Source organism: Mesorhizobium sp. M1D.F.Ca.ET.043.01.1.1 (assembly GCF_003952385.1).
GTDB lineage: Bacteria > Pseudomonadota > Alphaproteobacteria > Rhizobiales > Rhizobiaceae > Mesorhizobium.
Map to the genome: position 1 here is coordinate 1,093,891 of NZ_CP034444.1, position 12,764 is coordinate 1,106,654.

A 12,764-nucleotide genomic window follows, 5' to 3' on the forward strand; every position below is an offset into this window, starting at 1 on the left:
ATGAGCAAGATCGGCGACAGGATCCGCGTCCACACAGGCGACATCACCAAGCTTGCGGTCGATGCCATCGTCAATGCCGCCAATTCCTCGCTGCTCGGCGGCGGCGGCGTCGACGGCGCCATCCACCGCGCGGCAGGACCGGAGCTGGTCGCCGAATGCCGGACGCTGAACGGCTGCAATACCGGCGATGCCAAGCTGACCAAGGGCTACCACCTGCCGGCACGTTACGTCATCCACACAGTCGGGCCGGTCTGGCAGGGCGGCGGCAAGAAAGAGGCAGAGCTGCTCGCCTCCTGCTACCGCCGCTCGCTCGAAATCGCCAGCGACCATGGCTGCCGAACGATCGCCTTCCCGGCGATCTCGACCGGCATCTACCGCTACCCGAAGGACGAGGCGACCGACATCGCCGTCGCCACCGTAAGCGATTTCCTGCAACAAAGCGCGCTGCCGCAGACTGTTACTTTCTGCTGCTTCGACGAGCAAACCGCTGAACTATACCGGCGCGCCGTTGCTGCCCTTGGAGGAAGCTGAACTTATGGACCAGGAGATCCTTCAATACAGGCGAATGGGAATCGTGGCCAAACGGCTGGCGCCGACGAAAAATATTCGCTATTGCTCACCCTGCATTGGGCAATTGGGGTGGGGTGGATATGATTCTGAAATATTGCCACAGGGCGTTCGGCTCGATACTTGCAGGACTTCTAATATTCTCGGCGCCAAGCGCCGGCGTGGCCGGCTCATTGGCGGGGAGCGTGGGAGACAAGCGCTTTTCTCCGACCTTGTCCCTCGATCCGAAGGAGGCCTGCTACAAATCCTACCTCGCCTATATCGCAGCAAGCGGTCATTCGGCCTACGCCACGACGTTTTATTCGCGTGTCGTCGATCTTCACATTTTCTGCAGCGTGAAGCTGAACGCGCCTTCGCAGAAGGCTGCGGAGGAGATCGCGCTGCACGCCTGTCAAACCGGCTTCACGAGGTGGAAGGTCAAAACCGCAAGTGGCGGCTGCGCCATCGCGGCGTCGAAATAGGCAGGCGCCTGCCGGACTGGCGCCGCCCGAAGACAAAACGGGAGGCTTCATGTTCGGCAAGATCCTGATCGCCAATCGCGGCGAGATCGCCTGTCGCGTCATCCGCACCGCGCGCAAGCTCGGCGTGCGTACCGTAGCGATCTACTCGGATGCCGACGCCCGCGCCCTGCATGTCGAGATGGCCGACGAGGCGGTGCATATCGGCCCCTCGCCCGTCGGCGAGAGCTATCTGCGCGGCGACCGGATCATTGCCGCGGCGCTTGCCACCGGCGCCGAGGCGATCCATCCCGGCTACGGCTTCCTGTCGGAAAACCCCGATTTCGTCGACCAGGTGACGGCGGCCGGGCTCGTCTTCATCGGCCCCTCCGCCGCCTCGATCCGCGCCATGGGGCTGAAGGACGCCGCCAAACGGCTGATGGAAAAGGCAGGCGTTCCGGTGGTGCCCGGCTATCACGGCGAGGCGCAGGAGATCGTGCTTCTTGCCTCCAAGGCGCGCGAGATCGGCTATCCCGTGCTGATCAAGGCGCGTGCCGGCGGCGGCGGCAAGGGCATGCGGCGCGTCGACCATCCGGACGATTTCTCCGAGGCGCTGTCAGGTGCGCGGCGCGAGGCCAAGGCCGCCTTCGGCGACGACCGCGTGCTGGTCGAAAAATATGTCGACAAGCCGCGCCACATCGAAGTTCAGGTGTTCGGCGACAATTTCGGCAACGCCGTGCATCTTTACGAGCGCGACTGCTCGGCGCAGCGCCGCCACCAGAAGGTGATCGAGGAGGCGCCCGCCCCCGGCATGACGCCGGCGCTGCGCAAGGCGATGACGGAGGCCGCGGTCAAGGCGGCCAAGGCAATCAACTACTCGGGCGCCGGCACCATCGAGTTCATCGTCGACGCTTCCGCAGGTCTCAAGCCGGACCGCTTCTGGTTCATGGAGATGAACACGCGGCTGCAGGTCGAGCACCCCGTCACCGAAATGGTCACCGGCGTCGATCTGGTCGAATGGCAATTGCGCGTCGCTTCGGGTGAGAAATTGCCGAAGACGCAGGGTGAGATCGCGCTTGCCGGACATGCCTTCGAGGCGCGCGTCTACGCCGAGGACGCGGCCAAGGGATTCCTGCCGGCGACGGGCACGCTGCATCACCTGAAGTTTCCAGACGTCCCGCCGGAGGGCGCCGCCATGCGCATCGAAACCGGCGTGCGGGCCGGCGACGCGATCTCGCCCTTCTACGACCCGATGATCGCCAAGCTGGTGGTGCACGGCAAAGACAGGACCACGGCGCTTGCAGCATTGCGCGATGCGCTCGCCCGGACCGAAGTTGCCGGCTCGACGGTCAACACCGCCTTCCTCGCGGCGCTTGTCGAGGACGCCGATTTCACGGCGGGCGATGTCGACACCGGCCTGATCAGCCGACATCAGGAGACCCTGATCGCCCTGCCCGCGCCGAGCGATGAAGCCATCGCCGCGGCGGCGCTGGCGGCGACCGACGCAGGGGCGCCGGGTCCGGCCGCCGATCCGTGGTCCACGCTTCTCGGCTATTCGCATTTCCACACGCTCGCGCGCCGCACCAGGCTGCGTTTCGGCGAAGAGAACATACTGGCGCGGGTCTCGGCACGGCCGGACGGCCGCTTCCAGGTGGCGCTTGAGGCGCCGCATGACGCGATCAACGCGCATGACCTCAGGACCTTGCCGCGTGCCGCGCGCTGGCCGGGCCATGTCACCGTGTTCGAAGGCGCGATCGGCTACACATTCGCGGTGCCGGATCCGCTCTCCAAGGCGGACGAGGCCGCGGCCGCCACGGGCAGCCTGCGCGCGCCAATGCCGGGGCTGGTCAAGCTGGTGCGCGCGGCGGCGGGCGATGCTGTGTTCAAGGGCCAGCCGCTCTTGATCCTCGAGGCGATGAAGATGGAACACACGATCGCGGCACCCCATGACGGGGTGATCGCCGAGATCGCGGCCGAAGGCGCGCAGGTGAGCGACGGCACGGTGCTGGTGCGCTTTGTCGAAGAGGCACTGGGCTGAAAATGGCCGGGACAAGCCCGGCCATTTCCAGTTGCCTGCCAGAACCGATTACGGCTTGATCGGCGCGTATTTGCCGTCGTGCCACTGGTTGATGTCGTAGCTGGCGTTCTTCAGGTCGCCCTTCTCGTCGAAGATCACGTCGCCGACGACGGTGCTGATCGGCTGCCCGTTCTTCAGCGCCTCGGCGACCTTGCCCGGATCGTCGGTGCCGGCGCGCTTGACGCCTTCGGCGACGGCCTGGATCACGGCATAGGAAAACAGCGTGAAGCCTTCCGGGGTGAAGCCGCCTTCTTTGATCTTGGCCACGGCATCCTTCGCCTCAGGTTTGGCCTGCGGGTCCGAGGGGAAGACGAACATGGTGCCTTCGCCGGCGGGGCCGGCGATCTGCCAGAATTCCGGCGAGGCGATCGAGTCCGGCATGATCAGCTGGAACTTGACATTCTGCTCGGCCGCCTGGCGCAGGATCAAGCCGGCCTCCGGATGGTAGCCGCCGAAATAGACGACGTCGGCCTTGAGCTGCTTCAGCTTGGTGACCAAAGCCGAATAGTCCTTCTCGCCGGCGTTGATGCCTTCGTAGTCGACCTCCTTGAGGCCGCCGGCATTCATGGTCGCCTTGACAGCATCGGCAACGCCCTGGCCGTAGGCGCTCTTGTCGTGCAGGACGACGACATTCTTGCCGGCATATTTCTTGGCGATCCATGGACCGATGAAAGCGCCCTGCGCATCGTCACGGGTATAGAGGCGCATGATCGTCGGCCAGCCGGCCTTGGCCGCAGCGTCGGTCAGTTCCGGATTCGACGAGGCCGGGCTCATCATCAGGGTGCCAGCTTCGGCATAGACGGCGGAAGCCGGAATGCTCGAGCCCGAGCAGGCATGGCCGTCGACGAACTTGACGCCGTTGGCGACGATGCGGTTGGCGACGGAGACGGCCTGCTTCGGATCGCATTGGTCGTCTTGGATGTCGATCTTGATCTTGTTGCCGTTGACACCTCCGGCGGCGTTGATGGCATCCGCAGCCGCCTGCGCGCCCTGCTTGAACTGGTCGCCGATGTTGGCGAGCTGGCCGGTCATCGGGCCGACCACAGAGATTGTGATGTCGTCGGCGAAGGCAACCGATGCGCTCATCATCAGGCCCAATGCGGCCGCGCTCAAAATACCCAATCTTTTCATGACAATAGAACTCCTCCACTTGCGCGCTGCCGTTCCGGCCACGCTTCTTCCAGAGCCGGGACAATTTCACCCTTCGCCGGACCTGTCGAGAGGACAGCGGCGCGGATTTTGGTTCATTCCGGTGAGGATTTCTTGGGCCAAGCCGCGATGAAAACGGAAAATGCAAAAGCCGCGCCGGCCTTGTTCCGGCCGGTCGCGGCTTTCGCTGTCGAGCTTCCCCGGCGCCCCGCGCGCCTGAACCCGCTCGCTTCCCTGTTTGTCGCGCGGCTTAGGTTCGTTGACCCGCCGCGTTCTTGGTTTTGCTAACCGGCCGTCTTTTCGCGGCCTTGTCCCCTGAAAACTCTTGGCCTCAGGCCGCAAGGTCAGTGCATCGTCATCCATTCGCGCGCTTCGCGCAGCGCCCTGGCGATATCGGCCTTCGACATCGTGGCCGACAGTTCCGAGCGCAACTGGGCGGCGCGGGTCGAGCCTTTGATCGCGGCGATGTTGAACCATTTATGGGCGGCGACGACGTCGGTCTCGCAATCGCGGCCGGTTGCATACATCATGCCCAGTTCGAAGAGAATGTCGGCCTGGGCAGTTGCCCCCATGGCGCCGAAGCCGGCTTCAAGCATTTCAAAACGTGCCATCTCAATCCCCTGTCTGGCTCCCGAGAGCTGCCTCCTTCTGTCCCAGTTGTCCCTTGGGGCGGGCCGCTCTTTCGATGCTTTCGAGGATGACGGCTCGCCTTGAATCCGTCGTTAAATGGCTTGCTTAATTTGAAGAAAACAAAGCTAAAACAAGAAGTAAACGCGAAGATTTGTTAAGCATGGAAACCCAGCAATTCAGCCGATTTGCGCAAAATTCGACGAAAATTTCAGATGCCGGAATCAAGACTTCGCTAACCACGGAAACCGAAGCCTTTTTCGCCACCCGTTCATTTTCGGCGACCCGCGCGGCCAAAATCCTTGCAAGCTTCCGTGGCGGCACCGCTTTCGTTTGGGCGGCGGCTGGATTAGCTTACGTTTGCGTAAGGGGCGGAGAGGCGGAGCGAGTCCCGCCGCAACCTGTAGGGAGGAGGACAGTATGTTTCGAAAAGTTAGCCTGGCCCTGGCGGCCACCTTGATCATGGCGGGCGCCGCATGGGCCGACCCGATCGAAGGCAATTGGAAGACGCAGGCCGGCTCGACGGCGGCGATCGCCGGCAGCGGCTCGTTTTCCATCACGCTCAAGTCCGGCAAATATGCCGGCAAGACGATCGGCTCCTTCAAGGCGGCAGGCGACAACAAGTACACCGGCACCATAACCGACCCGGAAACCGACAAGGCCTATTCCGGCAAGGCGACGCTTTCGGGCGCCTCGCTCAAGATGAGCGGCTGCGTGTTTGGCGGCCTGATCTGCAAGAGCCAGACCTGGCACAAGCTCTGAGCGCCGTTCAAATGACGATGTGAAAACGGGGCCCGGCGGCCCCGTTTTCTTTTTGGGCGCTGCTTGGGAGCGGGCGGCGGCCAGCAAGGCCGTTGCAGCGCTTGGCCGGCCTATCAACCAATTTGAACGTCAGATGAATACCGGTCTCAGAACCGGTTCAGAGGCATTCGGGCATTCTCCTCGCCATTGAAGGAGAGACCAATGCTTGTCCGCCGCTTCACCATCGTCTGCCTGCTGATGAGCTTGTTCGGCATGGCCTTCGCCATCCTGGTGGCCGAAGCCGGCCGCCCGGCGCGCTCATCGGGAATGGCCGACACCTGCCGGCTGGACTGCATGAACCATTTTGACCGCTGAAACGACCAATACTCGAAACCGGAACCACGACCATGAACCGCATCGCCGCCTCCACCCTCAAGACCCTTCGGCTCCTGCCGCGGGCGGTGCTCATCCTGATGCTGCTTGCCGCCCCGGTGCTGGCGGTGCCGATGATGCGCGCCGACACCGGCTCGATCATCGAGGCGCCGACACCGAAGAAGGCTGGCGTCGGCTTCGTGCTGCTGGTCAGCCTGCAGCGCGGCTGACACGGTCTCCAGAAAAATACATGGCGGGGCCAGCTTCTGGCCCGCCACCCCTCCCAAGCGCTCCTCCAAGTCCCTATATTGGGCCATGGAAAAGCGAATCTATCCCCAAGCTATCGAATCGGTCGTCATGCCGGAGCCTTTCGGTAGGCAAAGCTTCGACGACGCGAAAAAGGCGGTCGCGGCGCTGGAGATGCTCTACGACCGCAACACCAAGTTCCTGCGCGATTCCTTCGCCCAGCTTGCCGCCGGCGGCGACGAGAGCAAGCGCTTCCGGGCCTTCTATCCGCAAATCGGCGTCACCACGACCTCATTCACCCAGATCGACTCGCGCCAGGCCTACGGCCATATGCCGACGCCCGGGCATTTCGCCACCACCATCACCCAGCCGAAGCTGTTCGAGAACTATCTCGTCGAGCAACTTCGACTGATTATGCGCAATCACGGCGTGCAGGTGACAGTGTCGGAATCGACGACGCCGATCCCGCTGCATTTCGCCTTCCTGGAAGGCACCTATGTCGACGGGGCGGCGGCGGAGCGCATCAAGCGGCCGATCCGCGACCTGTTCGACGTGCCGGACCTCGACGGCACCGACGACCAGATCGCCAACGGCACCTTCGAGGTGGCATTCGGCGAGCCGAGGCCGCTGGCGCCGTTCACCGCGCAGCGCATCGACTATTCGCTGCACCGCATGACGCACTACACGGCGACCAGCCCGCAGCATTTCCAGAACTTCGTGCTGTTCACCAACTACCAGTTCTACATCGACGAGTTCGTGGCGCGCGCCCGCGACTTGATGGCGAAGGGCGGTGGCGGCTACACCGAATTCGTCGAGCCGGGCAATGTGGTGACGAAGGCCGGAGCCGCCGTGCCAGGCGAAGGCACGCCGCCTCCGCGCCTGCCGCAAATGCCGGCCTATCATTTGAAAAAGCCGGGCCATGGCGGCATCACCATGGTCAATATCGGCGTCGGCCCTTCCAACGCCAAGACCATCACCGACCATATCGCGGTGCTTCGCCCGCATGCCTGGGTGATGCTCGGCCACTGCGCTGGCCTGCGCAACACGCAGGCGCTGGGCGACTATGTGCTGGCCCATGCCTATGTGCGCGAGGACCATGTGCTGGACGACGACCTGCCGGTCTGGGTGCCGATCCCGCCGCTGGCGGAAATCCAGGTGGCGCTGCAGGAAGCGGTCGCCGAGGTGACGGGACTTTCGGGCTATGATCTCAAGCGCATCATGCGCACCGGCACCGTCGCCACCATCGACAACCGCAATTGGGAGCTGCGCGACCAGCGCGGACCCGTGCAGCGCCTGTCGCAGTCCAGGGCGATCGCGCTCGACATGGAATCGGCGACGATCGCCGCCAACGGCTTCCGTTTCCGCGTGCCTTACGGAACGCTCCTGTGCGTCTCCGACAAGCCGCTGCATGGCGAGTTGAAGCTGCCCGGCATGGCGACGGAATTCTACAAGCGACAGGTGGCGCAGCATCTCACCATCGGCATCAAGGCGATGGAGAAGCTCGCCGAAATGCCGATGGAGCGGCTGCATTCGCGCAAGCTGAGAAGTTTTTCCGAAACGGCCTTCCAATAGTGACCGGCCAGGGGCCTGCAGGGCAATCCGTCGTCTTGCTAGGGCCGCAATTTGGCCGATAAACAGGCCTGAGCGAGATTGTCTCGCTCCAACAAATTGCCGGCGGCATTCGGCAGATCACGACTGAGATGGCAACAGGCGGCGCGCGCTTGAAGATGACGGCAGGGGTGGCATTCCTGGTGATGATGGCACTCTCGGCCGCGATGCTGGCCGGGTTCTTCGGCGCATTGCATCCGGCGCTCGATTCCCTCTCGCATTTTCGCATTCATCTGAGCGTCTTGACGGCGCTGCTGGCGCTCCCGCTGCTGGCCAGCTCCTACCGGCTTCAGGCGGTCGCGGCTCTGCTCTTCGCCATTGCCAGCCTCGCCACGACAGCGGGCGCGTTGCCCCGGCTGTGGCCGCAGCAGGCGGTCGCCAAGCCGGCCGACGGGATCGTCTACAGCCTGCTGCAGATGAACCTGCGCTTCGACAATCGGACGCCCAAAAAGGTGCTGTCGCTGATCGGCCGTACCAATCCCGACGTGATCACGCTCGACGAGGTGTCGGGGATGTGGGCAAGAGAACTTGGCTATATCACCAGCGCCTATCCCTACCGCATCCTTTGCCCCTATCCGAACGGCATATTCGGCGTCGCGCTGCTGTCGCGGCGGCCCTTTGCCGCCGGCACCGCTCCGCATTGCGAGCCGCGCGGTGCGATGGCGACCGGCACGATCGATTTCGGCGGCACCGGCGTCGACGTCGCCGCGATCCATCTGAGCTGGCCCTGGCCGCGCGAGCAGTATTGGCAGATCGGCGAACTCGCGGAGCCGCTTGCCGCGCTCGGCGAAACGGCAATCATGGCCGGCGACTGCAACGCCGTGCCGTGGAGCGCGGCGGTGCGTCGCGTCGCCTCGCTCGGCCGGTTGACGGTGATGCCGTCGGCCGGGCCGACCTGGATCCACAGGAAGCTGCCCGACTTCCTGCGGCGCTTCGCCGGCCTGCCGATCGATCAGGTGTTCAGCAAGGGCGGGGTGACGATCCTGTCGTCGAGGCGGTTGGAAGACGACGGCTCCGACCATCTGCCGGTGCTGGTCGAGTTCTCGTTGCAGCCCGACGGCCGAAAGCCCGAGGATGAGCACCAGTCGGCGCTGGCGGCGAACGGCCTTTAGGGCGAGCTCGCCGCGCATTTCAAGTCGATGAACACAACACTGCTTGCGCTGCTATCCGAATTTTTCCATGAATCGAGATGGAACAAGTGGGGGTGGCACCATGGCAGCAAAGAATACAATCAAATGGCTTGGCGTGTCTTCGATGGCGATCTTTCTGCTGGCCTCGATCACACCATCGCACGCCGAATCCTTTTCGAGCCTGCAGGCCAGCGGCTACAAGACCAGCAAGCTGACGCGCGGCGCATCAGGGTCGCTGGGCTGGATCGTTTCCAACGGTGAGAAAAAGTTCTTCTGCCGGATGCGGGCAGCAATCGCCTATGTCGGCAAGACCGGCATGGTGGGCTTCACCGCTTCAGGCAGGGAAGTCCCTATGAGCCGGAAAGTGTATGAACAGCGTGTCGGGTTCGATCCTACCGCCCCCCAGCTTTCAGACCTGAAGGCCGGCAGGCCCAATGCCAGGGACGTCGGCAGCTGCGCTCCTGCGAAATAGCCTGCGATGCCGGCTGGGAGACGCTTTTCGACCTACCTCCCCATCAACGCCGCGACCAGGTGCTCGACATGGCCGCCATCGCGGTGCTCCCGGGCATCGAAGGCGTTCTGCCTGGCTTCGTATTCGGCATAGGCCGCCTGGATACGCCGGCGCGCCTCGCGGCGCGTTTCGTAGCAATAGGGATCGTCGGCGACCTTGAGGCCGGTGATCGACCGCTCGGTGGCGCGCATCATTTGCCTGGCGATCCGCCCATGGGTTTGCTCATGGGCACGCACGCCGGCGAAGAACCGGTCCCAGCGCTTCTTCAGCGCCGGTGTGGCCGGCGAAGCGACGCGCGGAAAGGTGTAGAAGAGATGGAGCGTGCCGTTTGCCTGCTTGAGCCGGCACGAACCCTTGTCCTGGATCACGCCGAGCTCCCAGTCGACCGTGTAGGCGGTCTGGGCAATGGCATGCGTCATGAAGCCGTGCTTGGGACCTTTGCTGTCCATGGCCTCGACCAGAGCCGCGCCGGAATTGCCGGCAATGTCATAGCTGCGCGTCTGCACCAGCACCCTGGTGCCGGCCGAAGCCTGCGGCGCGTACAGCGCGCCGATGGCGACAAGGCATGCCAAAACCGCCAAGCGCATGGCCGTCTCTCTCCTATCCTCACGGAAAGAAAACACAAGCGAGCGGTGGTTTCAACGGCCTTGGGGTTGCGCCGGCGCAACCCGGCACAGCCCGCATCTACATGCCCTGATAGACCGGGCCTTCGCCGCCTTGTGGCGGCACCCAGTTGATGTTCCGGTTCGGGTCCTTGATGTCGCAGGTCTTGCAGTGGACGCAGTTCTGCGCGTTGATGACGAAGCGCACGTCCTTGGCCGACGGATCGGCCGCGGCATTGCCGTCCTTGTCCACCCATTCATAGACGCCGGCCGGGCAGTAGCGCGTCGAGGGCCCGGCAAAGACGTCGTGCTCGGAGCGCTGCTGCAGCGCCATGTCGCCGACGATGAGATGCACCGGCTCGTTTTCCTCATGGTTGGTGTTGGATAAAAACACCGAGGAGAGCCGGTCGAAGGTCAAGACGCCGTCCGGCTTCGGATAGGCGATCTTCTGATGCTTGGAGGCGGGCTCCAATGTCGCATAGTCGGCCTTGCCGTGCTTCAGCGTGCCGAAGGGCGAGAAGCCGAACAGCGTGTTCAGCCACATGTCGAGACCGCCGATGCCGACGCCGACGATGGTGCCGAAGCGCGACCACAGCGGCTTTACGTTGCGCACCTTCTTCAGGTCCTTGCCGATGTCGCTGCCGCGCCAGGCTTGCTCGTAGGAGGAAAGCTCGTCATTGGCGCGGCCGGCGCCGATCGCCTGGGCAACATGCTCCGCCGCCAGCATGCCGGACAGCACCGCATTGTGCGAGCCCTTGATGCGCGGCACGTTGACGAACCCTGCCGCGCAGCCCATCAGCACGCCGCCCGGGAAGGACAGCTTCGGCACCGACTGCCAGCCGCCCTCGGTGATGGCGCGGGCACCGTAGCCGATGCGCTTGGCGCCTTCGAAGGTGCCTTTGATCGCCGGGTGCGTCTTGAAGCGCTGGAACTCCTCGAAGGGCGAGAGCCAGGGGTTCTTGTAGTTGAGGTGGACGACGAAGCCGACCGCCACCTGATTGTCTTCCAGATGATAGAGGAAGGAGCCGCCGCCGGTCTTCATGTCGAGCGGCCAGCCGAAGGAATGCTGCACCAGGCCCGGCTTGTGGTTCTCCGGCTTGACCTGCCACAGTTCCTTGAGGCCGATGCCGAACTTGCCCGGTTCGCGGCCGTCAGCAAGCTTGTATTTGGCGATCAGCTGCTTGGCCAAGGAGCCGCGCGCGCCCTCGCCGATCAGCACGTATTTGCCCATCAGCGCCATGCCGGGCGCATAAGCCGGCCCATGGGTACCGTCCTTCTCGACGCCCATGTCGCCGGTGATGACGCCTGTGACGGCGCCCGCATCATTGTAGACGAGGCTCACCGCGGCGAAGCCCGGATAGATCTCGACGCCCAACGCCTCGGCCTTGGTCGCCAGCCAACGGCAGACATTGCCGAGCGAGACGATGTAGTTGCCGTGATTGTTCATCAGCGGCGGCATCAGGAAATTGGGCAGGCGGAACGAACCGGCGGGGCCGAGCACCAGGAAATGATCGTCGGTGACCGGCGTCTTGAACGGATGGCCCTCCTCCTCGCGCCAGCCCGGCAAAAGGCGATCGATGCCGATCGGATCGACGACGGCGCCGGAGAGGATGTGGGCGCCGACCTCGCCGCCCTTTTCCAGCACGACGACGGAAAGATCGGGGTTGAGCTGCTTCAGACGGATCGCCGCGGCAAGGCCAGCCGGACCGGCGCCGACGACAACCACGTCGAATTCCATGCTCTCGCGTTCGATCTCGCTCATCGACTCCTCACTGGCTCGCCATATTCTCGCATTTTGCTGGCTCACGCGCTGCATAGCGCATCAATTCGCGACGCGAAACCGGCGCTGACGTAACAACGCCGATTTCGACAAAAAGTCGCGGTTTTCCGGCGATGCAAGCCCATTCGATCGGGCCAGGGAAAGCATCCGACAGGGCCAATCGATTGCAAGGGAACCAGCGGACGCATGTTTTTAATTGTTCGACGGCTTGCTTATCGGCAATACTTGGCCTCATGCGCACTCCCGAGCCTACCGGCTTTTCATCGAAGCGCTTACTCTTCACGCTCGGCGTGCTCTGCCGCGCGGTTCTTCCGCTCCTCTTCCTGATCACCCCGGCGCAAGCCGATCCGCAGAAAGTGTGGGCGGCCGGCGCCTACTCCTTTTCCGACGAGCTTGGCGGCTTCCGTATCACCGGCGCTTCCGGCATCGGCACCAAGGACGACCCGCTGGTCATTACCGAGGAGTTGAATTCGGCGACGCCGGTGACGCTGACCATCCGCGCCAGAAGGCCGATCGAAGCCTTCGGCAAGGCAGGCGACGTCGTCAATGGCGTGATGTATATGCGTATCGACGTGCTCAACAACAGCGCGCTGCCCTGGGTGGAATTCCAGTTCGAGCTGCAGGAAATCCTCGACCAGCCAAGCGTGTTCGGCGACGGCCTGTCCTTCGATCAGCGCAACAAGACGCCCGACAACATCGTTTCCAGCAACTTTGCCGATTTCGACCGCCAGTTCGAACCCTATGACCGGCTGCTGTTCAAGAACGGCAAGGTCGACCCGCTGAAGACGGCGACATTCGAATTCCTGATCACCGACTACACGCCGCGCTGGACGTTCTATTTGGTGCAGGATCCGCGCATTCCCACAGGCTGACGGACGTCGCGTCGGATGGCGAATGGCGGTTGCAAATCATCGCCA

16 protein-coding genes are annotated in these 12,764 nt (G+C 63.6%); 10 read left to right on the plus strand and 6 right to left on the minus strand.

The features are described 5' to 3' along the window. The 3 genes from EJ067_RS05735 to EJ067_RS05745 all read left to right on the plus strand — a co-directional run bounded on the left by EJ067_RS05735 (position 1) and on the right by EJ067_RS05745 (position 3,042). Positions 1-531, plus strand: coding sequence for an O-acetyl-ADP-ribose deacetylase (locus EJ067_RS05735; RefSeq protein WP_126085073.1), 531 nt, complete (start codon positions 1-3; stop codon positions 529-531). Between the two features lie 119 nt (positions 532-650). Beyond that, complete coding sequence (locus EJ067_RS05740) at positions 651-1,028, plus strand: hypothetical protein (RefSeq protein ID WP_189510425.1); 378 nt, start codon at positions 651-653, stop codon at positions 1,026-1,028. A gap of 49 nt (positions 1,029-1,077) precedes the next feature. Then, positions 1,078-3,042: an acetyl/propionyl/methylcrotonyl-CoA carboxylase subunit alpha gene (locus EJ067_RS05745; RefSeq protein WP_126085075.1), complete on the plus strand. Its 1,965-nt coding sequence runs from the start codon at positions 1,078-1,080 to the stop codon at positions 3,040-3,042. 48 nt (positions 3,043-3,090) lie between these two features. On the opposite strand, the gene EJ067_RS05750 is transcribed toward EJ067_RS05745, so the two are convergent. The 3 genes from EJ067_RS05750 to EJ067_RS05760 form a co-directional block, all read right to left on the minus strand. Continuing rightward, entirely contained in the window at positions 3,091-4,212 is a 1,122-nt protein-coding gene (locus tag EJ067_RS05750; RefSeq protein WP_126085076.1) for an ABC transporter substrate-binding protein, read from the minus strand. Between the two features lie 66 nt (positions 4,213-4,278). Next, positions 4,279-4,593 (minus strand): hypothetical protein, encoded by a 315-nt coding sequence (locus tag EJ067_RS05755; RefSeq protein WP_126085077.1) that lies wholly within the window; start codon positions 4,591-4,593, stop codon positions 4,279-4,281. Continuing rightward, positions 4,575-4,841, minus strand: a complete 267-nt coding sequence (locus tag EJ067_RS05760) for a sel1 repeat family protein (RefSeq protein WP_126085078.1) — start codon at positions 4,839-4,841, stop codon at positions 4,575-4,577. The genes EJ067_RS05755 and EJ067_RS05760 overlap by 19 nt, the downstream gene beginning before the upstream one ends. 436 nt (positions 4,842-5,277) lie before the next feature. Here EJ067_RS05760 and EJ067_RS05765 point away from each other — a divergent pair, with 436 nt between their 5' ends. The 6 genes from EJ067_RS05765 to EJ067_RS05785 all read left to right on the plus strand — a co-directional run bounded on the left by EJ067_RS05765 (position 5,278) and on the right by EJ067_RS05785 (position 9,426). Then, positions 5,278-5,619 (plus strand): DUF2147 domain-containing protein, encoded by a 342-nt coding sequence (locus EJ067_RS05765; RefSeq protein WP_126085079.1) that lies wholly within the window; start codon positions 5,278-5,280, stop codon positions 5,617-5,619. A 201-nt stretch (positions 5,620-5,820) separates the two neighbouring features. Next, positions 5,821-5,973 carry a hypothetical protein gene (locus tag EJ067_RS34475; protein ID WP_168247518.1) on the plus strand — a complete coding sequence of 51 codons (153 nt, stop codon included), beginning with the start codon at positions 5,821-5,823 and terminating at the stop codon, positions 5,971-5,973. Between the two features lie 32 nt (positions 5,974-6,005). Next, positions 6,006-6,200 (plus strand): hypothetical protein, encoded by a 195-nt coding sequence (locus EJ067_RS05770; protein ID WP_126085080.1) that lies wholly within the window; start codon positions 6,006-6,008, stop codon positions 6,198-6,200. 127 nt (positions 6,201-6,327) lie between these two features. After that, on the plus strand, positions 6,328-7,788 hold the full coding sequence (locus EJ067_RS05775; protein ID WP_245468182.1) for an AMP nucleosidase: 1,461 nt from the start codon (positions 6,328-6,330) through the stop codon (positions 7,786-7,788). Positions 7,789-7,943: 155 nt separating this feature from the next. Continuing rightward, positions 7,944-8,936, plus strand: a complete 993-nt coding sequence (locus EJ067_RS05780) for an endonuclease/exonuclease/phosphatase family protein (protein WP_126089506.1) — start codon at positions 7,944-7,946, stop codon at positions 8,934-8,936. A 142-nt stretch (positions 8,937-9,078) separates the two neighbouring features. After that, the gene (locus tag EJ067_RS05785; RefSeq protein WP_126085082.1) at positions 9,079-9,426 is read left to right on the plus strand and encodes a hypothetical protein; all 348 of its coding nucleotides are present in this window, start codon (positions 9,079-9,081) and stop codon (positions 9,424-9,426) included. Positions 9,427-9,458: 32 nt separating this feature from the next. Here the strand turns inward: EJ067_RS05785 and EJ067_RS05790 are convergent, their stop codons facing one another. The 3 genes from EJ067_RS05790 to EJ067_RS05800 all read right to left on the minus strand — a co-directional run bounded on the left by EJ067_RS05790 (position 9,459) and on the right by EJ067_RS05800 (position 12,082). Then, entirely contained in the window at positions 9,459-10,052 is a 594-nt protein-coding gene (locus EJ067_RS05790; RefSeq protein WP_126085083.1) for a DUF922 domain-containing protein, read from the minus strand. Between the two features lie 97 nt (positions 10,053-10,149). Next, positions 10,150-11,829 carry an electron transfer flavoprotein-ubiquinone oxidoreductase gene (locus EJ067_RS05795; RefSeq protein ID WP_126085084.1) on the minus strand — a complete coding sequence of 560 codons (1,680 nt, stop codon included), beginning with the start codon at positions 11,827-11,829 and terminating at the stop codon, positions 10,150-10,152. Between the two features lie 7 nt (positions 11,830-11,836). After that, positions 11,837-12,082 carry a hypothetical protein gene (locus EJ067_RS05800; RefSeq protein WP_126085085.1) on the minus strand — a complete coding sequence of 82 codons (246 nt, stop codon included), beginning with the start codon at positions 12,080-12,082 and terminating at the stop codon, positions 11,837-11,839. Between EJ067_RS05800 and EJ067_RS05805 the strand changes: the two genes are divergently transcribed. Beyond that, the gene (locus EJ067_RS05805; protein ID WP_126085086.1) at positions 12,081-12,719 is read left to right on the plus strand and encodes a hypothetical protein; all 639 of its coding nucleotides are present in this window, start codon (positions 12,081-12,083) and stop codon (positions 12,717-12,719) included. The genes EJ067_RS05800 and EJ067_RS05805 overlap by 2 nt on opposite strands. Positions 12,720-12,764: the final 45 nt, after the last annotated feature.

Coding starts and splice junctions, on each gene's coding strand:
- EJ067_RS05805 (WP_126085086.1), top strand. CDS start 12,081: ATGCGCACTCCCGAGCCTACCGGCTTTTCATCGAAGCGCTTACTCTTC.
- EJ067_RS05735 (WP_126085073.1), top strand. CDS start 1: ATGAGCAAGATCGGCGACAGGATCCGCGTCCACACAGGCGACATCACC.
- EJ067_RS05780 (WP_126089506.1), top strand. CDS start 7,944: ATGACGGCAGGGGTGGCATTCCTGGTGATGATGGCACTCTCGGCCGCG.
- EJ067_RS05760 (WP_126085078.1), bottom strand. CDS start 4,841: ATGGCACGTTTTGAAATGCTTGAAGCCGGCTTCGGCGCCATGGGGGCA.
- EJ067_RS05775 (WP_245468182.1), top strand. CDS start 6,328: ATGCCGGAGCCTTTCGGTAGGCAAAGCTTCGACGACGCGAAAAAGGCG.
- EJ067_RS05795 (WP_126085084.1), bottom strand. CDS start 11,829: ATGAGCGAGATCGAACGCGAGAGCATGGAATTCGACGTGGTTGTCGTC.
- EJ067_RS05800 (WP_126085085.1), bottom strand. CDS start 12,082: ATGAGGCCAAGTATTGCCGATAAGCAAGCCGTCGAACAATTAAAAACA.
- EJ067_RS05785 (WP_126085082.1), top strand. CDS start 9,079: ATGGCGATCTTTCTGCTGGCCTCGATCACACCATCGCACGCCGAATCC.
- EJ067_RS05750 (WP_126085076.1), bottom strand. CDS start 4,212: ATGAAAAGATTGGGTATTTTGAGCGCGGCCGCATTGGGCCTGATGATG.
- EJ067_RS05770 (WP_126085080.1), top strand. CDS start 6,006: ATGAACCGCATCGCCGCCTCCACCCTCAAGACCCTTCGGCTCCTGCCG.
- EJ067_RS05790 (WP_126085083.1), bottom strand. CDS start 10,052: ATGCGCTTGGCGGTTTTGGCATGCCTTGTCGCCATCGGCGCGCTGTAC.
- EJ067_RS05740 (WP_189510425.1), top strand. CDS start 651: ATGATTCTGAAATATTGCCACAGGGCGTTCGGCTCGATACTTGCAGGA.
- EJ067_RS34475 (WP_168247518.1), top strand. CDS start 5,821: ATGCTTGTCCGCCGCTTCACCATCGTCTGCCTGCTGATGAGCTTGTTC.
- EJ067_RS05755 (WP_126085077.1), bottom strand. CDS start 4,593: ATGGATGACGATGCACTGACCTTGCGGCCTGAGGCCAAGAGTTTTCAG.
- EJ067_RS05765 (WP_126085079.1), top strand. CDS start 5,278: ATGTTTCGAAAAGTTAGCCTGGCCCTGGCGGCCACCTTGATCATGGCG.
- EJ067_RS05745 (WP_126085075.1), top strand. CDS start 1,078: ATGTTCGGCAAGATCCTGATCGCCAATCGCGGCGAGATCGCCTGTCGC.